The sequence below is a fragment of the Leptonema illini DSM 21528 genome, from assembly GCF_000243335.1.
GTDB classification, from domain to species: Bacteria; Spirochaetota; Leptospiria; order Leptospirales; family Leptonemataceae; genus Leptonema; species Leptonema illini.
The window spans coordinates 37352-56493 of sequence record NZ_JH597775.1; the positions used below are offsets into that span (position 1 = coordinate 37352).

The 19142-nt window shown below is 54.3% G+C and carries 21 protein-coding genes; 10 read left to right on the forward strand and 11 right to left on the reverse strand.

Annotated features, from left to right (window positions below):
- Positions 1-11 precede the first annotated feature (11 nt).
- The gene (locus tag LEPIL_RS20650) at positions 12-404 is read right to left on the reverse strand and encodes a hypothetical protein (protein ID WP_002775742.1); all 393 of its coding nucleotides are present in this window, start codon (positions 402-404) and stop codon (positions 12-14) included.
- A gap of 98 nt (positions 405-502) precedes the next feature.
- On the opposite strand from LEPIL_RS20650, the gene LEPIL_RS20655 reads away from it, so the two are divergent.
- Positions 503-2077 (forward strand): methyl-accepting chemotaxis protein, encoded by a 1575-nt coding sequence (locus LEPIL_RS20655; RefSeq protein WP_002775744.1) that lies wholly within the window; start codon positions 503-505, stop codon positions 2075-2077.
- 37 nt (positions 2078-2114) lie between these two features.
- On the opposite strand, the gene LEPIL_RS20660 is transcribed toward LEPIL_RS20655, so the two are convergent.
- From LEPIL_RS20660 to LEPIL_RS20675, 4 genes are all read right to left on the reverse strand, one after another.
- Positions 2115-2660 carry an adenine phosphoribosyltransferase gene (locus LEPIL_RS20660; protein ID WP_002775746.1) on the reverse strand — a complete coding sequence of 182 codons (546 nt, stop codon included), beginning with the start codon at positions 2658-2660 and terminating at the stop codon, positions 2115-2117.
- Between the two features lies 1 nt (position 2661).
- Positions 2662-3555, reverse strand: a complete 894-nt coding sequence (gene argB, locus LEPIL_RS20665; protein ID WP_002775748.1) for an acetylglutamate kinase — start codon at positions 3553-3555, stop codon at positions 2662-2664.
- On the reverse strand, positions 3548-4054 hold the full coding sequence (locus LEPIL_RS20670) for a DUF2505 family protein (RefSeq protein WP_002775750.1): 507 nt from the start codon (positions 4052-4054) through the stop codon (positions 3548-3550). The genes argB and LEPIL_RS20670 overlap by 8 nt, the downstream gene beginning before the upstream one ends.
- Positions 4055-4216: 162 nt before the next feature.
- A complete protein-coding gene (locus LEPIL_RS20675; RefSeq protein WP_002775752.1) occupies positions 4217-5722 on the reverse strand; it encodes an MBOAT family O-acyltransferase in 1506 nt (501 codons plus the stop codon).
- 79 nt (positions 5723-5801) lie between these two features.
- On the opposite strand from LEPIL_RS20675, the gene LEPIL_RS20680 reads away from it, so the two are divergent.
- A complete protein-coding gene (locus LEPIL_RS20680; protein WP_143464606.1) occupies positions 5802-6134 on the forward strand; it encodes a hypothetical protein in 333 nt (110 codons plus the stop codon).
- A gap of 80 nt (positions 6135-6214) precedes the next feature.
- Here the strand turns inward: LEPIL_RS20680 and LEPIL_RS20685 are convergent, their stop codons facing one another.
- A complete protein-coding gene (locus tag LEPIL_RS20685; protein ID WP_002775754.1) occupies positions 6215-7327 on the reverse strand; it encodes a glycosyltransferase family 4 protein in 1113 nt (370 codons plus the stop codon).
- A 130-nt stretch (positions 7328-7457) separates the two neighbouring features.
- Between LEPIL_RS20685 and LEPIL_RS20690 the strand changes: the two genes are divergently transcribed.
- Genes LEPIL_RS20690 through LEPIL_RS20705 form a run of 4 tightly spaced genes read left to right on the forward strand, consistent with a single transcriptional unit; the run spans position 7458 to position 11508 of the window.
- Positions 7458-8210 carry an LOG family protein gene (locus LEPIL_RS20690; protein WP_040920834.1) on the forward strand — a complete coding sequence of 251 codons (753 nt, stop codon included), beginning with the start codon at positions 7458-7460 and terminating at the stop codon, positions 8208-8210.
- Positions 8211-8217: 7 nt separating this feature from the next.
- A complete protein-coding gene (locus LEPIL_RS20695) occupies positions 8218-10203 on the forward strand; it encodes a hypothetical protein (RefSeq protein ID WP_002775760.1) in 1986 nt (661 codons plus the stop codon).
- Positions 10204-10223: 20 nt separating this feature from the next.
- On the forward strand, positions 10224-11183 hold the full coding sequence (locus LEPIL_RS20700; protein ID WP_002775763.1) for an ATP-binding protein: 960 nt from the start codon (positions 10224-10226) through the stop codon (positions 11181-11183).
- Positions 11164-11508: an Mpo1-like protein gene (locus LEPIL_RS20705; RefSeq protein WP_002775765.1), complete on the forward strand. Its 345-nt coding sequence runs from the start codon at positions 11164-11166 to the stop codon at positions 11506-11508. Before LEPIL_RS20700 ends, LEPIL_RS20705 begins: the two co-directional genes overlap by 20 nt.
- Before the next feature lie 291 nt (positions 11509-11799).
- Here the strand turns inward: LEPIL_RS20705 and LEPIL_RS20710 are convergent, their stop codons facing one another.
- Positions 11800-12435 carry an ArsR/SmtB family transcription factor gene (locus LEPIL_RS20710; protein WP_002775767.1) on the reverse strand — a complete coding sequence of 212 codons (636 nt, stop codon included), beginning with the start codon at positions 12433-12435 and terminating at the stop codon, positions 11800-11802.
- A 141-nt stretch (positions 12436-12576) separates the two neighbouring features.
- Between LEPIL_RS20710 and LEPIL_RS20715 the strand changes: the two genes are divergently transcribed.
- Positions 12577-13095 (forward strand): DUF2938 domain-containing protein, encoded by a 519-nt coding sequence (locus LEPIL_RS20715; protein WP_002775769.1) that lies wholly within the window; start codon positions 12577-12579, stop codon positions 13093-13095.
- A gap of 66 nt (positions 13096-13161) precedes the next feature.
- Here LEPIL_RS20715 and LEPIL_RS20720 read toward each other — a convergent pair whose 3' ends face one another.
- The gene (locus tag LEPIL_RS20720; protein ID WP_040920836.1) at positions 13162-13827 is read right to left on the reverse strand and encodes a hypothetical protein; all 666 of its coding nucleotides are present in this window, start codon (positions 13825-13827) and stop codon (positions 13162-13164) included.
- A 352-nt stretch (positions 13828-14179) separates the two neighbouring features.
- On the opposite strand from LEPIL_RS20720, the gene LEPIL_RS23150 reads away from it, so the two are divergent.
- Both LEPIL_RS23150 and bfr read left to right on the forward strand, forming a co-directional pair.
- Positions 14180-14383: a (2Fe-2S)-binding protein gene (locus LEPIL_RS23150; RefSeq protein WP_002775771.1), complete on the forward strand. Its 204-nt coding sequence runs from the start codon at positions 14180-14182 to the stop codon at positions 14381-14383.
- Between the two features lie 94 nt (positions 14384-14477).
- Positions 14478-14951: a bacterioferritin gene (gene bfr / locus LEPIL_RS20730; protein ID WP_002775772.1), complete on the forward strand. Its 474-nt coding sequence runs from the start codon at positions 14478-14480 to the stop codon at positions 14949-14951.
- Positions 14952-15104: 153 nt separating this feature from the next.
- Here the strand turns inward: bfr and LEPIL_RS20735 are convergent, their stop codons facing one another.
- The 3 genes from LEPIL_RS20735 to LEPIL_RS20745 all read right to left on the reverse strand — a co-directional run bounded on the left by LEPIL_RS20735 (position 15105) and on the right by LEPIL_RS20745 (position 18004).
- The gene (locus tag LEPIL_RS20735; protein ID WP_002775773.1) at positions 15105-16415 is read right to left on the reverse strand and encodes a pyridoxal phosphate-dependent aminotransferase; all 1311 of its coding nucleotides are present in this window, start codon (positions 16413-16415) and stop codon (positions 15105-15107) included.
- Positions 16416-16471: 56 nt separating this feature from the next.
- A complete protein-coding gene (locus tag LEPIL_RS20740; protein ID WP_157135129.1) occupies positions 16472-17101 on the reverse strand; it encodes a hypothetical protein in 630 nt (209 codons plus the stop codon).
- Positions 17102-17269: 168 nt separating this feature from the next.
- Positions 17270-18004, reverse strand: coding sequence for an arginyltransferase (locus LEPIL_RS20745; protein ID WP_002775783.1), 735 nt, complete (start codon positions 18002-18004; stop codon positions 17270-17272).
- A 54-nt stretch (positions 18005-18058) separates the two neighbouring features.
- Here LEPIL_RS20745 and serC point away from each other — a divergent pair, with 54 nt between their 5' ends.
- Positions 18059-19141, forward strand: coding sequence for a 3-phosphoserine/phosphohydroxythreonine transaminase (gene serC, locus LEPIL_RS20750; RefSeq protein WP_040920889.1), 1083 nt, complete (start codon positions 18059-18061; stop codon positions 19139-19141).
- Position 19142 lies beyond the last annotated feature (1 nt).

Sequence of the window (19142 nt, forward strand, 5' to 3'; positions counted from 1 at the left end):
GGGCATTCCTTTCATTCGACCCAGCGCCGGTCCGTTCCCGGAAGCAGATCGTCGCGCACAAAGGCAAAATCCCCGTGTTTCAATTGCGGTTGGTAGCGAAACCAGACCTCTACGGTGCGCGCCGGTATCTCTTCTTGCTGAATGCTTTCATCGGCAGCACGGTAGAGCCGCGGCAGCTCGGCCGAGAACCGATAATAATAGACGGGGATGCCCTGAACACGGGCGTATAGCAAGCGCCGGCCGGGCGGAACCTCACTGACACTCAAAGCCTCGGCAGGGAAACGCTCTTTCCAGGACTTCTTTGCAAGGGTCAGAGCCTCCTGATACGATGGAAAGGCCTCGGCCTGAAGCATGCCTGGAACAAAGAAGGCCAGGCTCAGAAGAATGAGGATTTTCCTTTTCACCAGTCCTATTTTTCAGCCTCAGTAGCCGGGAGAAGAGATTTTCTTGACCGATACTCTGAAAGGGCAGGCTGGGCGCTTGAGAAGGCAGGGAGAAGACGATGAGCAACAGAGCAGACGGCGGTTTATTCAGATCTTTCTTGAAGCCATACGTCGATGCCGACTACGCTGAACAGCAACGAGCCCGCACCATCGTCTGGACGGCGCTTATTATTATGCTGGCCGCTTTTCTTCTCGCCGCCTCATCGCTTCTGCTCAGAGGTCGTCCCGTCACACATCCGGCCGTTATCGCCTCGGCGACGATGCTACTGCTGACGTTGCTTTCGCTTTTTGCATTAAAGAAAGGCTTTCGTAAAGGATCGGCGCACCTGATCGTTATCTCGACGGCGACGGCGATCTGGGCGGTCGCCTTTTCTGATCTGAGAGGTCAGAATCCCGGCGACATCTTCTTCACCTATGTCTATATCTTTCCGATCCTGGCCTTCGCCGGATTGTTAACCGACCGGAGGTCGGTCTTTCTCTATGCAGTATTCCAGGCGGCGCTCATCGTTCTTCTCACCTATTCGCTCTTTTCGCTGGGCAGGATCGACCGCGATCTCGCCATCAACTTCGGATTGGATGGCATTATATCGGCGCTTGTTTTCAGCGGCATCACGGCGGCCTTCCTCGGTATCGAGCTGCGCGCACGGCAGATCGTCGACCAGCGCCATGCAGAAAGCATGAGCCGACAGAATCGCATCGAGGCGCTGCTTGCGCATTCCTCTGATATGGCGTCTCGCCTCGCGGCGACCACAGAGCAGCTCTCGGTCACGTCAGACCGCTTTTCATCGGGCGCTCAGACGCAGGCGGCCAGTGTTGAAGAGATCACGGCGACGATCGAAGAGGTTGCGGCAAGCGGAGAGGAGGTGCTCGGACTTTCACGATCGCAGTACTCGCTCTCACAGCGCATCCAGCAACTGATGCGACAGCTTGAGGCCATCGTGCGACACACCGCAGGCGAGATGACCGAAGCGCTGAAACTGCGCGACGAGTTAACGGGACTTGCCGATAAGTCAAAGGCCGAGATCGACGAAGCGCTGCAGAGCATGCGACGCACACAGGAACGCTTTCAGGAGGCGAAGGGAACGGTATCGGTCATCGATGAAATCTCGGATCGCATCAACCTGCTTTCGCTGAACGCCTCCATCGAGGCGGCACGAGCTGGAGAACACGGTCGGGGGTTCGCCGTCGTCGCCCAGGAGGTCGGTAAGCTCGCCGACAGCACATCGACGAATCTGAAATCAGTCAGCGGCATCTTTGAACGAGGTAGCTCAGAGATTGATCGAGCGCACCGTCAGATCCAGGCTTTTCACGAGCTACTTGCACAGATGATGCAGAGCATCGGCGGATTCAGCGAACGCATCGATACGGTCGTCCGGTTAACGGATCAGGACCTGAATCTGAACGAGCAGGCGGGCGAGGTGGCCACCGATATGCTGGAAAGCTCCCGCAAGGTACTCACGGCCAGCCAGGAGCAGAAAGGCGCCCTGAATGAGATGGTAAAAAGCGTTTCGGTGATCAATAACGTCACACAGGAGATCGCCCGCGGAGCGCAGGAGATCAGCGATTCTTCAAAGCAGCTCTCAAAAGCGGCCCATGAGCTCTCTGAAGTGGCCACCGATCATGAAGGGCCTTAGCAGGCTGCTTTTTCAGCTGCCTGTTAGGGGCCGCTTTTTATTCGCCTTCGAATTCGCAGATGGCGAATACGGGATAACCCTTATCCCTGATCTTTTTCGAGCCGCCCAGATCGGGAAGATCGACGATGGCGGCCACCTCGACAATCTCGGCCTGGAGCTCTTTTAAGAGATCACAGGCGGCGAGCATCGTGCCTCCGGTGGCAATCAGGTCGTCGACGACGATGCAGCGATCTCCTGGCTTGCAGGCATCGATATGAATCTCGATCGTTTCCTGTCCGTATTCAAGCTCATACGATCGGCTGATCGTTTTATACGGAAGCTTGCCTTTTTTGCGAATCGGCACGAAGGGCAGATTGAGGCCATAGGCGATGGTAACGCCGATCAAGAAGCCGCGCGCATCCAGGCCGGCGACGAACTTCAGATCGCGCCCCATATAACGCTGGATCAGGGCGTCCAGGAATCCGCGAAGGGCCTTCGCATCCTGAAAGATCGTCGTGATGTCGCGAAACATGACGCCCTTCTGCGGCCAGTCGGGCACCGTGCGGATGGCGTTACGAATATAGTCTTTATCGATCGAATGCATATTAACCTCGTTCTATCTGGCCGGCGATGAGCGTACCCACGCCGCGGTCGGTGAAGATTTCAAGAAGCAGGGCGTGCGGCACACGTCCGTCGATGATGTGCGTGCGTGCGACGCCGCTTTCGATGGCGTTCAAACAACACTCCACTTTGGGAATCATTCCGCCGCTGATCACGCCTTCGCGGATGAGCTCCCTTACGCGAACCGGCGTTAACCCCGTCAGCACCTCGTTTTCATGCAGCACGCCTTTCGTATCGGTGAGCAGTATAAGCTTATCGGCCTTCAGGGCGGCAGCGATCTCGCCGGCCATCGTATCGGCGTTGATGTTCATACTGCGTCCGTCGGCGTCGGGTGAGACGGGAGCGATGACGGGAATATAACCGCCTTCGATCATGGAATGCAGGATACCGGGTTCAATGCGGTCGATGGTGCCGACCTGACCGAGCGAAACCTGCTCGATAGAGCCGTCTTCTTTCATGCGGCTCAGATGGTGCGGTCTCGCAAGAGCGAGTCCGCCGTCTTTGCCCGAGATGCCGACGGCGCGACCGCCGGCCTGCTGGATCAGTGAGACGATCTCTTTATTGATCAGGCCCGAAAGCATCATCTCGACGACATCCATCGAGGCGCTGTCGGTAACGCGATGCCCGTCGATAAACTGCGTCGGGATCTTCAGCGTATCGAGCATCTTTGTAATTTGAGGACCTCCGCCATGCACGATGACGGGATGGATGCCGACAAACTTCAGAAGAACGACGTCGCGCGCAAAGCCGGCCCGTAAGGTCTGATCGGTCTGAGCGGCGCCACCGTATTTTACGACAAGGATGCGGCCGGCGAAACGCTGAATATAGGGCAGGGCCTCAAGCAGAAGCTCGGCCCGTTTCGAAAGATCTTCAACCATTGTTTTCAAGCATCTTTATAAAGTTCTGGATGGAATTATAGTCCTTTTCGAGGCTGTGCGAGTAGATCTCTGCAATGGCCGCCTCGACGACTCCCGATACGAGAAAGGCGCTGCTCGAAATCTTGATAGCGTAGGTGCGCTCTGAGGCGCCGTCGCCTTTAGCGCGGTACTCGGACTCTCCCTCGATCACGAAAAGAGGCTGTCCCTGCCCACCGGGGATAACGCGAAACGTATGCCGGTTCGTATCGAGATGAAAGTCAGACGTTTCAATGAGAGTATCGGCGCCTGACGGAAGTATCGTGGCGAGAACGGCCGGCATGGATTCGGCGATGGAGATATGGCGCACCTGATGCAGCTTATCGCCCTCACGGTGCTCTTCGACGATCGTCACGTTTTTCAACTCGGGGAATTTATCAAGATGCTTGTAGCGTTCTTCGCGGGCGCGAAGCAGAGCGGGCAGGTCCACCGAGAATTCCTGGTTTACGTTGAGCGTTTTCATACATTCTCCTGTCAGATCGCCGGATGGCCGAATTTCAAGCGCCGGACGTGTTGTACACGGGCCGCCTCTACGGTCATCCTTTTTTTAATACGGGGTTTCCTACCTTGCGCTGCCACGCGCACATCCGCCGGCTGCATGGAAAATCGAATCAGCGGGGCGCTCTCAGAACTGAAAATAGAGAAAGTTCGGAGTATCGGGCGTTGCAAGCACAAGCACCAGGACGACCATCGCCGTAAGCAAGAACACAAGCTTACCGCGATTCTCGGGCTTCCAGAAGTAGTCGAGCTTGCGATGGTTAAAGTACAGTTCGTAAGCCCAGAGAAAGACGAGGAACCAGATATAGTCGGCATAGAGCGACGCCGGCATATCCTTGATCATGGTAACGGCCGCGAGCCCGTGCACGATGTCGTTCAGGTTCTCGATGCCGAAAAGCCGGCCTTGCATCTGCGTGGCCAGCGCCATATCGGGGGCACGAAACCAGATGAAGCCGAAATTCAGGAAGAAGAAGAGGATAACGCGAGCGGCGATCCCCCACGAAATCTTATAGCGCGTGTTCAGAATCTCGCGAAGCTTCGTCATCGAAAACAGACGATGCACGACGACCATGACGAACTGCCATACCCCCCAGGCGACGAAATGATAGGAAGCTCCATGCCAGATGCCCGTTGCGAACCAGACGACAAAGATGTTTGCATAAAGACGGAACGGGCCGACGCGCGATCCGCCGAGCGGAATATAAAGATAATCGCGAAGCCATGTGGTCAGCGAGATATGCCAGCGCGACCAGTGATCGGTAATATTACCCGCCGAAAAAGGATACAGGAAGTTGATCTCGAATTCGTAGCCGAAGAGACGGGCCACTCCGCGGGCGATATCGGTGTAACCGGCGAAGTCGAAGTAGATCTGCCATCCGAAGGCCAGCGAACCGATCCATATATCAAGCGGATTCAGATCGGCCTGGCCTGAAAAGACGCCGTTCACAAGAGGAGAAAGATTGTCGGCAAGCACAAGCTTGCGAAAGAAGCCCGAGACGATACGCGTCACACCGACGACGATATCGTCATACGTGACCGGCAGCGGATCATCCATCTGCTTGAAAAACGTCGTCGCCCGAACGATCGGCCCGGCCACAAGCTGCGGGAAAAACGTCACATAAAGAGCAAAGTCGACGACGCTGCGCCGGGCCTCGAGCTGCCCGCGATAAACGTCGATCGTATACGACATGGACTGGAACGTATAGAACGAGATACCCACAGGCAGGAGAATGTCAAGGGCGGGGAAGGCGAAGATCGTATCGCCTGTGGGCAGCGTATCGTTTACGATCTCGATGCCGAAGTTTGTATATTTAAAAAAAGCGAGCAGCGACAGGTTCAGCGTCATCGAAACGGCAAGCCACATCCCCCCTGAAAGCGAAGACATGATACCACGCCCTGGATGGTGCCCCGTTCTTTCAAATTCGCGCCGGGCCTCGATGCCAAGAGCGGCGATGTAATCGTAGGCCGTCGAAACAAAGACGAGAACGAGGTACAGGGGCTCAAAAACGCCGTAGAAGTACAGAGAGGATAGGAGCAAAAAGATTCGCAGCGGACGCGTTTTCTTCCGTAAGAAGTGACCGACGGTGATCGTGATCAGAAAGAAAAAGAAGAAATGAAACGATGTAAAATTCATATCTGCTGCGGACAGTAGCAGAAAACTCCGGCCTCATGCCGGGTCAAAAACAATTTGACAGCATCTGGTGCATGGAGGAGTGAAAACCATGAAGAAAATTCTCGTCCTGTCTCTTATGATGACAGCTCTGATTGCCCTGGTCTCTTGCGGAAAGAAAAAGCCCGACGGCTCTCAATATGAAGCCGTATGCGCCAAGGTCGCGAAATGCGACAAACAGATGGCCGCCTTCCCCGAAATCGACAAACATTGCGTGAAGATGTTCGTTTCCCTCGAGCAGAAGCTGCCCGCTGCCGTTTCCCCGGCCGTTGAATGCATCAACAACACGCCTTGCGAAGAGCTGAGCTTCGCAAAATGCTCCGAGGGAATGGCCCAGAATCTACAGGGCATGATCCCTGGACTTCCCCAGCAATAAGCCTTTTAGGACATAGCCGGTTTACATCCGGCTATGTCCGGTCGTCTTCATCGAACGAACGGATCGACCGCAGAGTACCGTCAGGAGAGGCGGGCCGTTGCCGAAAGCTCTTCACAGAGCTGCGTTGCCCTGAAGTCATACGTCCATTCCTCTCTATTCAGAGTCAGCACCTTGCCATCATTCTTATGCTGGAACTGAAACCAGAAGGCCCATCCGTCCACGTCAAGCGGCGGCGTAAAATCGGCTTCGGGCAGGATCTCGCGAAAGATCGGAATGTCCGAAAGGTACACGGGCTTCTTGAAATAAAGGGCCTCAAGGGCGGGAAGACCGAATCCTTCATGCAGGCTTGAGAAGAAAAGAGCCTTTGCATTCTCATACAGCCAGAAGAGTTCTGCATCGGACGGCGAGGGCACGTAGAAGATTCCGCCTTCGGTCAGGCGATTTGCCTGCAGCTCTTCAAGAAGCGGGCTGACCTTCCATCCCGGGCTGCCGGCGATCACAAGGGCGGGCAGATACGAATTCGAAAGCCGGGCCTTTCGATACGCGTGAATCAGCGTATCAAAGTTCTTTCGCGCCTCAAGCGTGCCGACGGCGAGAAAGAATTCTTTCACGTCGCCCGGCAGCGACTGTGGAGGCATACGGTTTTCCGGGGGAATGCTCATACCCGGATAAAGAACGCTTAACCTGCGCGCATCGACGCCCGGCACGGTTCGCATAATATCGTTTCGCGTCGTCGACGAGAGGCAGAGAACTCTGTCGGCCGCAAGGATACTCTCTTTAAGAAACATACGCGAATAGACGCGATTCCATCCTTTCATCGTTTCGGGGGCGACAAACGGATTCACGTCATGCACGTTCATAATGACGGGCACGTCGGTTCGCTTTCGATAGTTATGCGGCAGAAGAAAGAGAGTGGACCAGAAAAGATCGGGGCGGATCTCGTTAACAAGGGTCGGCACTCTGCCGTGCAGCCAGGTCGGGCCGGATTTAGCAAAAAGAGAGCGATCGATCGTAATCTCAACATTCGGTCGGGCGAAGATCCCCGCGTAGCCGGAATGGAGCCCTTTTGGAGAGATCAGCTGCCAGTGCCAGTCGGGGCGATGCTTCACGGCGGCATCAAGCATGCCCGACAGATATCGTGCGTTCCCGTTCCCGAATGTGATGAGCGGACGGGCATCAACCAGAATCTTCATGTCAGGGGGCAGGATCTTTACGGTAGATCTTGCGTCAACTCCCACGTCTCAAATCCCATGCAGGGGGTTTGAGATGTGCGCTTACCTGAAAGGACTTGCTTGCAGAACGGGCAGCAGGAAAAAAAGCCCAATGTCTGATCGCCCTTCTCTTGCCTTTGAAAACACGGACTTCCTCCATACGAGAGATGCCCGCCCTCTGCGGATTCTCTCGGAATACCTTTATCCGCGAAAGATTTTCGCCGAACAGAAGGTCACCGATACCGTCGTCTTCTTCGGTTCGGCGCGCATCCCTTCGCCGGAGCATGCGGGAAAGCTGCCCGATGGAAAGGGCATCCTGAAACTGCGTCGTTTCTATGACGACGCCCGCGAGCTTGCCCATCGGATCACGGAATGGTCGATGCGGAATGCGGAGCCTCACGGTCACCGCGTCCTGGTCTGCACCGGCGGCGGCCCGGGCATCATGGAAGCGTCGAACAGAGGAGCGAAGGATGCCGGCGGCGACTCTATAGGCCTGAATATCGAGCTACCGAGAGAGCAGCTGCCCAACCCGTATATCTCGCCGCATCTGAACTTCGACTTTCACTACTTCTTCACACGCAAGTACTGGTTCCTGTATTATGCGCGGCTGCTCATCTCTTTTCCTGGTGGATTTGGTACCCTTGACGAGCTATTTGAAACGCTGACGCTCATGCAGACGAAAAACTTGAAGAACGACGTCCCGGTACTTCTATACGGACGCGAGTTCTGGAATCGTGTCGTCGATTTCGAATATCTTGTCGAGTCGGGCCTCATCGCGGCGGGCGATCTTAAGCTGTTCACGATCGTGGACGGAGTGGACGAAGCGATGGAGCACATATTACCTGTTCTGAAGGGGCAGCTCTGATCCTGATATGGCGATACAGGCGTCAAAATACAAATTCCTTGATCTCGTCCGCGAATCGGATGCCATCACGCGCGGTTCACAGGTCGGCGAGAAGAATCATCATGCCCTCTATCGCCTGATACGTCGGCTTTCGAGCATAGACCTGATTCGCAGCGGCCAGATCTATACGCTTGAAACGCCGATCGCCGAACTCACGGCAGCGAATCTGACGCGCAAGGCGCTCTCGTCCATCCTCAAGAACCTCATCGACGACCGGCTCATCACACAGCTTTTCATCATCAGGCCTGGCAAAAACGCCGTCCTCGAAGCCGTATCGTGCTACATCGCTCTGCCCACCGACGATCTCGTATCGCCCAATCAGCTCTATTATGAGATGATACTCAAAAGCGTGGCGAATATCGAAGAGGTTATCAAACAGTTACCCGTTTACAAACACGAAGACATCAAGAAGGATCTTGAAGCCGATTTCGCGGCGCGCGGAGCGCCTCCGTTTGATAAACTGAATCGTACCATCCTTGATCCGGTGCGTATCATCGTTCCCGGCATCTTTGATTTCGTTCCCGACGCCGATCTCATGCGTTTCGGAAAGGCCGATCTGAAAGAAGAGCTAATAAGGCGGCAGCTTTTCGCCGAGCTTTTTGAGTACGGCATGATGCCTCTCAAGAAAGAAGAGATATCTCCGCGCTTCGAGGTCGCCGGCGACTTTCTCACAAACCGACTGATCCCCCATTATCGAGACCGGCAGAATCTGAAGGCCGAACTTGAGGCCATCTACGTCGAGGAATCCGCCTATTATCTTGATCCGTTTGCGCCTCGTAACGCCGACTTTATCGTGCGCAAGGCGACGGCCATGAAGAAGAATCTGATCGGCCAGAGCCAGGGCGAGCGCATCCGTTTCCCTGGTCTTCTTGCCATCGAACAGATTCTACAGTTAGCCCCTTTTATCGAAGAGCTTAACCGAGACCAGGATAAGCGCGACATCCAGGAAGGCCTGAACGATATCATGACCCGGCTGCGTTCTATCGATTCGCAGAACTGGCAGGATATGGCCCTGTATCTTGACGAAGACGAGGTCGACGAGATACATCCCGACGTCTTCAAACAGCTGCTCTCAGCCAGAGACGTGATGAACTCAAGCTGGGAAACGGGGAAGGGCACTCTGCTCATCCTCGCGCGAAAGGATCGGCAGATCTTCGAAGGACTTGTGAACGGCATGGCAGCCTCCGAAGGCGTCGAGAACTGGCACGTTCTCGCCTTGAAGTTCATGATCGAGAAGTATGAATCCGACTTCCCCAATCTCTTTCAGGACGAGGGATTCCGTTCGATGTACGGAAGGCTGCTTCGTAAGGTCTATCTGCGTTATATACCCTTCTATCATAGAATCCTCATCTATCTCGGCATCCGCATCTTTCAGGACGGCGCCTTTCAGACGGCCAAAGATCGCATCATGGAAGAGCAGAGCCATCTTGCCGTTCGTAACAAACAACGCAAAGAAACACAGATGCAGAAGCGGCTTGTAGAGCGACGTGAGCGCCTGGCGAAGGCGAAAGATCTCGGCGCCGTTATGCGCATCAACGAGAAGATAGACGCCTGTTTTCGAAACGGCGAGCTGCCGACGGCGTCAAGGCTTGCAAAAGAAAGCTCGGGCATGGAACCGGCGGCTCTGCTTGATTTTCTTAAACGCAACTCGTTTCAGATGCTGCCCCTTGAGGGCGGCGATGACTCCATCGTCCTTTATCCGCTTGATCAGAACTGGAGGGTGCGCAGCGCCAGGCTGATCCGCCTGCTTGACTCCTGGAAAGAAAAGCAATCCGATGATGCCGATCCGGATCGCGGGCTCTTCTATCAGAGTCTGCCGCGCATCCGACGACTGCTTCTTGATCGCGGCGTCGCCGGACAGAAGAAAAAAGACGAAGAGGACCCTTACGAGAAATTCAGCCAGGAATTGAAGAAGCACAAAGAACAAGCGCCAGATGCGGACCTTGACATCTGACGTTGTTAAAGAGGAAACAGATGGAAACGAAAGATTTGCTGGAAGAGTTAAAAAACAAGATCGAACGACTGGAACGCGAGAATCGCAACCTTCTCGACGAAATGAACTACGCGAAAGAGTCGCCATATTTACAGAGCTCTATTCTGCATCTGCACTATGAAGTCGTGATTAACCGTGACGAGGTCATGTCGAAAGAGTTCGGGCATCGTATCAACGAAAAGCACGGAACCATGTATGAGATCAAAACGCAGTCCCGCCGCCTGGCGCAGCTTCTCGGGCTTGATGCCGACGGCATCCGCATGATGGTTACGGAGGCCGTGCAAAACATCATCGAACACGGCTACGGAAAATTCGTGCACGTATCACTGGATGTGCATAACAATGCCGTAAATCCCTATATGGTATGCAGCTTCAAGCATGAGCTGCCGCCCGGCGAGGTGTATACGCTGAGCGACATCAACCGCAACGCTCTCAAAGGAGACGTCACCTCGGAGCATTTCGATTTCGAAAGCAGCCGCGGCCGCGGCGAATTCATCATGAAAGAACTGACAGACGAACGCCGCATCATCAACGGAATCGAGATCAACCCCGACGGGCAGAAGATACGGTATTTCAAGCGCATCCTCATCAAGTATTCGAATCCGCAGGGACCGCACGAAAAGGTAACCTTCTCGGAGCTCAAGCGCGAGATCGACAGGCTCGACATCGACGACGTCGTCTGCTACTTCCACGTCCATCATCTGAGCGAAGAACCCACCGCCGTCACCATCGCCACGCTGCGATCATCGGCCCGCCGCGTCTCTGAGATCATGAAAGAAAACGGATTCCAGCCCGTAGACGAAGAGAACTACTATCGCACCGTCTTCGCCACCTACAGACCCGTCGCCGACGCCGCCATGGATAAAGAAAAGCTGCTCGGCCTTTTTGCAAAAGTCAGACAGATCGTGCATCAGGAGCTTGATGACCGTGCCGCATCCTGAGCGAGCTGCGACCTTTGAGGCCTTCTGGCCCGTATATCTCTACGCACATCGTAAATCGGTGACGCGTGGATTTCACTATACGGGCTCGCTTTCCGCTATCGTCGTTCTCGTTCTCGCCGGCCTGATCGATCTCAGGCTGGCCCTGCTTGCCCCCGTCGTCGGCTACGGCTGCGCCTGGATCGGACATTTCGGCTTTGAGAAGAACCGCCCGGCTGCCTTCAGTCAGCCGATCTATTCGTTTCTTGCGGACTGGAAGATGCTATGGTGCTTTCTTACAGGTAGGCTGCGTCGCGAGTTCGAGCGGCATAAGATTGAGCCTATCTGATACAGATCAAACGACCCGTTTTTTACCGCTGAGGTCGCGGAGGGCGCAGAGGAAGCCACTGAGGTATGATTCTGTCTTCTTTCGCGTTTTTCGTGGACAAGAATTCTTTTTACCGCGAAAGGCGCGAAATACGCGAAAAAGATCCGGTCACATGCAAACAAGATAGAATCAGTCTTCTGAGATCGAAAATCCTATCTCTTTTCTCTGAGTCCTCCGTGCTCTCCGTGGTTAACAATTCCTCTGACCAGGCAAAAGCCGGTGCACCACGGAGGGCGCTGAGGTGGCAGCGAGTTATCTGCTCGAACGTGAAACGCGTACACCTGACCAATCTGAAAATCCAGAGGCCAGCCGCAGTACTGGAATGCCTCGCGAACGTAGCAGCGCCTGGGCATTCACTGACAGCAGGCAGTAGGGGCCGCGGCAGTATACGATCAATTCACGATCCTTCGGCAATTTTACGGCCTGTTTCTTGAGATCTTCAAAAGGTATATTAATGGCTCCGGCAATATGCCCTTTATTGTACTCCTCCGCAGAGCGCACATCTATAAGAAGCGGATCCTCCATTCTGATTTTCTTCTGACATTCCTTTTCGCTGATGCTATCGCCGGCAGCAGCTCCGTCGGGGAGGTCTGACTTAAGCCCGCGGAATACAGCAAACCGTTCCAGTGCTTCAAGCAGTTCACGGATCGGACCATTCTGCAGGCTGTAAAGGACATGCTTTCCGTCACGACGCGTCGCTACCATATTTGATTTTTTCAGGATTTGCAGGTGTTGTGAAGTGCTGGCTGTGGGTATTCCCGATAGCTCAGAGAGTGTTTCAACAGATTTCTCCCCCGCCGCAATGAGCAACATGAGGATGATCCGGGAATCGTTTCCCAGCGTGCCGGCAATACCGCTCATACGCGAAATCGTATCAATATCCTTCACCGGTCTATGCAGTGCTGCAGGGCATTCTGTGGCGAATACTTTTTAGCCTGACCTCCGCCGGAGACCGGGCTCACAAAAAAAGATCGACGTTCTGTCATTCAATTAATATATTGAATGACAGAACGATATCACGGAGGTTCTATGAATATCACAACAGCAGTGATGGTGCAAATCCTTGCCGTTGGAGCAGGGGCTACCCTCACCATGGATATCTGGCGTTTCCTTTTACTGAAGGTATTTGGAATAAACTCGCTTGATTTAAGTCTGCTCGGTCGGTGGGTCGGACATCTACCACACGGTCGGTTCTTCCATGCAAAGATCGCCGGCAGCGAAAGAATCAAAGGAGAACTGCTTCTGGGCTGGATCACACACTATGGCATCGGTATCGGATTTGCGATGATGCTCTCCCTTTTCTGGGGAGCTGCATGGTTTGCATCTCCAGTGCTTTTACCAGCTCTCACAGTTGGTCTTGCCACGGTCCTGGCTCCATGGTTCATCATGCAACCCGCAATGGGCCTCGGCGTTACAGCGGCAAACGCACCGTCGCCGAATGCAGTACGTCTGCGCAATCTGGCAATCCACCTTGTTTACGGGCTTGGTCTCTACGTTTCAGCACTGGCGTTGAACTGGCTTATCGCCTCGATCCGATTTAACCTCTGAGGTCGCTGAGTGCATAGAGAAAGCCCGATAGCATGCCGTCCCAACAACCGAGTGAGGTTCAGGAATCTATGGAGAATCGCACAAATCGTTATTGAATGGTGTAATTATCCACTGCGCCTCGACAGGAAATTGAAGTGGCTTGAGCAAGCCTTCCCAGATGGCTGAACCTATTGCATTCTTCAGCCAGAAGTACTTGAGAGCAATCATCAATTCCCAACGCCCGAACTTCGGCGACCGCATTTTTCTTTCCAAATCATAGAATGTCGGCACGTGTCCTCTTTCTGTTTCATCATGGATATGATGGTAGAGCCAATTCATCTGGTCTCGGTTTACTCGGAAAACCGAATCAAAGGCAGCGTGAAGACTCCTTTCATGATCATCGTCCAGAATCGGATAAACATCATTTTTCCAGGCAAAAGCATAGCCATCACTGAAACACTTCGCTGTTTCAGTGCCTCTAAACGCTAAGAGGATATTCCCTTTCTGTGTAGCATACATCATACGCTTTAATTCATCCATCCGCCGGTACCCCCCCGGGAGCTGCTCATAATTATCATCCAACAAGCCCCCGGATATATTTTCATTATCTACATTCCCGAAAGAGGGTTTACCAAAAATAATGATCGAGCTGGCAATGGGCGAGGGAAACCGCTGAGGTCGCGGAGGGCGCAGAGAAAGCCGCTGAGGTATGATTCTGTCTTCTTTCGCGTTTTTCGTGCTTTTCGTGGACAAGGATTCTTTTGACCGCGCAAAACGCGAAAGCGATCCGGTTTATGCCCCTAAATCAATCCGAGAGGTCATGGCCTTTGGGGTCGAAAACTCTATTACTTTCCGCTGTCGTTCCTCGGTAATCTCTGCAGTTCATCTCTCTCCCTGTCTTCTCAGCGTCCTCGGTGCCCTCCGCGGTTAAACCATTCCCAGTCAAAATCACCGTAACAAGCAGGGATGCTAGATTCCGGGCAGAGCATCTAACCCACGCACAGCTTCCGATAATCATTATTATGTCACCAAAAGGCGAGACGCCTGCCCGTCGATCGGCCCATTTTTTGCTTGCAATGATACTGAGTCTCATTATGTTGTAGCTATGTTCATCTGTAGCTGCCGGGCCGTGACTGACCGCCAGATCAAGGCGTCCATCGATTCCGGGAATGATAATCTGCATGCTATCATGGAAGATACCGGAGCCGGAGACTGCTGCGGAAGCTGCCAGGAAGATATGCTGCAGATGATCCTTGATTCGCTGCCTCCTCGGGCGGAGCAGCAGGAAGCGAACCTGCAACTGCATTGATCGCCGTCTGTCGATCTGACTTTTTCTTGATCAGAATGCGAAGAAATGCCGAAAAGGCTTTTCGGATGGCGCCTCTGTGTTTTCTTCTGCCGATATGAAAGGCGACACAAAGGTTCTCGAATTCCTGAACCACGTTCTCAAAAACGAACTCACGGCTATCAACCAGTATTTCCTTCATGCTAAAATGCTGAAGAACTGGGGCATCAATAAGCTGGCCTCGATCACCCATAAAGAATCCATCGATGAGATGAAGCATGGCGATCGTGTCATCGAGCGCATCCTCTTTCTCGAAGGGCTGCCCAATCTGCAGGATCTCGGCCGTCTGCGTATCGGTGAGAACACGCAGGAGATTCTCAAATCCGATCTGGCCCTTGAAAACCTGGCCATCCCCGTTCTGCGAGACGCCATTCAGCACTGCGAGCAGGTGCGCGATTTCGTCAGCCGCGAGCTTTTTGAAGACATCCTCGAAGACGAAGAAGAGCACGTCGATTTTCTCGAAACCCAGCTTGATCTGATCGAAAAAATGGGATTGCAGAACTACATCCAGTCCATGTCAGATATCAGCTGAGATCTTCGGCAAGAATGGTTCCACAAAGGCCGCTGCTTTCGCTTTAAGGGCGAGGCGGCCGCCAAGCTCCAGGAGCGACCTGTCTTCCCGTTTCGCAGACCTTACGACCAGAGCATCCAGCTCGACTCAGGCTTCAGGTCGCCAGGCGATTTCTCAATCGACGCTGTGAACGAATTCCTGGATGGCCTTCGCTATCGACGTGTAGGTCTGCTCGAACTTCTCATCGTCCTGTTCCAGCAGCGTACAGCGGAATCCCTGTAACTCGCCGCATACGAAGCCCGTAAGCGGAACGACGCATATGTTATGCGCGGCAAGCAGCTGATAGACGAACTTGCGGTCGGGCTCGATCGGTTCGGCGGTGATGCCCGCCACATACTTCTCGATCTCTCCGTTCGGGATGCGCAGATTCATGCGATTGTTCAGCGGCACCTGAAAGACGAAGCTTGCATAAAAGGCTCCGCGCGGAGGATTGAGGATGACCTCGGGAATACCGGCGAAGATCTCGGCAAGCTTGCGGCTTCTTCTCTCATAGAAGGAATTGCGTTCTGCAACCCAGGCGTCATAGCGCGGATCGCCCATGATCTCGGGGATGACGGCCTGCGGAAGCGTGGTGCTTGAAACCTCGAGCATCTTCGCGTTCAGAATACTCTGCACGTATTTCTCGAACATCGGCTCGCTGTGATGGTTATACACCTCGATCCAGCCGCAGCGCGATCCGGGCCAGGGGAATTCTTTTGAAATACCTTTCAGCGAGATGGCGGGCACGTCGCCGATGACATCCGAGACGTGGGTGGCCGTCGCCCCGCCGTAGGTCATGTTGATATAGATTTCGTCGGCGATGATAAAGAGCCTGAACTTGCGTGCGATGTCGATGATCTCGCGGATGACGCCCTCGGGGAATACGGCTCCCGTAGGGTTATCCGGATTGATGATCATGATGCCGGCGATGGCCTCGTTATACTTTACCTTGTTGTAAAGCTCCTGCATGTCGGGCATCCAGCCGTTCTCGGGAACGAGCCTGTAGGTGATCGGTGCATAACCCGAATGAGCGGCCTCGGCCGATGAATGCGTCGGGTACGCCGGCGACGGGCCGATGACGCGAGCCTCGCGGCGCAGGAATCCGTAGATCTTGCTCACGGCGTCGCCCAGCCCGTTAAAGAAGAGGATGTCGTCCGCCTGGATCTGTGCCCCACCGCGACGGTTCAGGCGTTCGGCCAGGAATTCGCGCGTACGCAGCAGCCCTCGCGTCGGGCTGTAGGCGTAGGTACTGTCGTCGCGCACGGCGCGTGCGATGCAATCCTTCATCCAGTCGGGCAGATGCTGCCCCTTCTGCACCGGATCACCGATGTTTTCCCAGAGGATGGGCTTGCCGCTCAACGCCGCAATCCGGTTCGCCACCTCGACGATCTTACGGATTTCATAGTTGAGCTCGGTTGCACCGATGTGGACGATATTTGTACGCATGGCCTTATCCCGGTTTTTTTTGCGAACGACACCGGTCAAACGTTTCGACCGGCGCCTCAGAACACCGGAATAGAAATACCTACCTCTGCCCGACCGATGCGTATATTACCGCTGCGTGGATTAACGAGCACCTCGCGTCGGTCGAGAAACGACGTCGGAGCGCTCTTAATGGCAAACCAGGTCTCCGTGCCTCTTACATAGTAGAGGATGCCTCCTGTGCGATACCCGAGCCCGATATGCAGGCTTGCATGCGCCTCGGTCAGATACGGACCGGATCCGAAGCCCGCCAGCCAGCCGCGACCGGCACCGAGCCCTGCCCCTCCGAAAAGGTCGAATCCGTCATCGGGATTCAGATGATACAGAGCAAAGCCTTCGATTGACAGATCGGTGGCAAAAACGCTCGTGCTGCTTCGCGACGTTACGGGAAGATAGAGCCCCTGTAGCGACGGATCAAAGTAGCCGACAGTCTGCGTGATCTCGGAATAGCCCGGCGAATACAGGATGCCGCTGTTAATACCGCCTTCGATCAGATCGAGGCCGGCGCCGGAGTCTTCGACGATGGAACCGGCGGCGCGCCAGGCGTACCCGCCTGTGAACGACAGTCGATACGGCGACTCAGCACGCAGCGACGCCTGTGGCTGAGCGACAGAGAAGAAGCACAGGGCAGAAAAAAGGATAGCATACACCGGTGACGAAATACCGGGTATGCGTCGAGTGCAGGGAGTTACGGGCGCCCGACGGAAAAGACCGAATAGGCGCCCGTTTTCTTTCTCAGAGATTATCAATCACTGCTCCAATCATCGGATTTTGAGGACAGCCTATTAACAGGCCCATTACTACAAAAGGCTTTTTTTCTACCGGCCCGGAACGGGAGTAAAGGCCTCGCCGCTGAGTATCTCGGCCGGGCCAAAACGCGCCTTATAGTTCATCGCCGGGCATCCTTCGATGTAATAACCTGGATAATGATAGGCAAGGCCCATCTCACGGGCCAGATGCATCTCAAGAAGCATCGAATAGACGCCGGGGCTGTAGCGGGCCACGTCGGGGTCAAAGAAGAAATACACCGACGAAAGAACATCCTCTACGATATCGATGATGCTCAGACCGACCGGACGGCCATTATGAAGCAGCACAAGCTCTTTTGTGTTTGCACCGAGAAACGAAGAAACAAAGAACTCACGGTAGCCCTGCTCGTCGAGATCAGACTCGTACGTGCGATGCTGATACAGAAGATAACGCCGGTACAACCGCAGCTTTTTCGGATCAAACTCAGGCTTCTGCAAAGAATATGTGAAGACTCGCTGGCCTTTTTTCCAGACGCGTCTCTGTGAATCGGTCATCGAAAACGAAGCAAGCGGTATGCGCAACACCCTGCACTCCTGACATCCCGCGCAATCCGGTCGATAGAGCCCGCTACCCGTGCGTCGATATCCCTCGTCCAGCAGTTCCCTGTAGGTTGCGGCATCCAGACTGCCGTCCAGATAGAGCAGAGAAGCCATGCGATCGGGCAGATAACTGCACCGATGATTATGATGGCCCAGATATAAGGCATTCTCGATCTCGTATCTACGTTCAGGGCTGAGTTTCATGAGATGTTCTCAAATTGGCTTTACCTGCACCCTTATAAAAAAAAACAAGTTTTTATGAAGCGAATTTTTAATTTTTCCGCCGGTCCGGCCACTCTTCCCCTTGAAGTGCTTACCGAGGCCCGCGATGAGTTCCTGGACTTTCAGGGTTCGGGGATGTCTATCATCGAGATGTCCCACCGCGGTGGCATTTTTCAAAAAGTTCACGACGAATCGATGGCCCGACTGCGCGCCGTCGCCGCCATTCCCGAACGATTTGATATTCTTTACATGACGGGCGGTGCGTCGACGCAATTCGCTCTCATTCCCATGAACCTCGCCCGTAAAGGCGGTAAGGCCGGTTATATCAATACCGGCGTATGGTCGAAGAAGGCGATCGAGCAGGCAAAGATCCTCGGCGTCGATTTTGTCGAGGTGGCCAGCTCGAAAGATCAGAACCACAACTACATCCCCTCGCCGATCAACGTTCCGGCCGGCCTGGATTACGTGCACATGACGTCGAACAATACGATCTATGGCACGCAGTTCCGTACGCTGCCGAATCCGGGCGATTCGAAGCTTGTCGTCGACATGAGCTCTGATTTTCTTTCCCGTCCCATCGACTGGTCGCATATCGGTATGGCCTATGCCGGATTGCAGAAGAACGCCGGGCCGTCGGGGCTGACCGTCGTTATCATCGATCGCGAGTACTACGAGCGCGAAAAAGAAGAAACGCCGAGCATGTTCCGTTACAGCACCTTCGCTAAAGAGCAATCGCTGTATAACACGCCTCCGACCTTCCAGATCTATATGTTCGGCCTTGTGCTGAAGTGGATCGAGAAGCAGGGCGGCCTGACTGCCGTCGACGCAGCCAACGAGAAAAAGGCAAAGCTGATCTATGACGTCATCGACGCTCATCCGGATTTCTATCTCGGCCATGCGCGCAAAGAAGATCGCTCGCTGATGAACGTGACCTGGAACCTTGCAAAACAGGAGCTGACCGACGATTTCCTGAAAGGAACGAAGGCAGCATCGATGGACGGGCTGAAAGGACACCGCTCGGTCGGCGGTCTGCGCGCCTCGATTTATAACGCCATGCCGCTGGAGGGCTGCCAGGCCCTTGCCGATTATATGAAGGACTTCCTCAAGAAGAACGGATAAT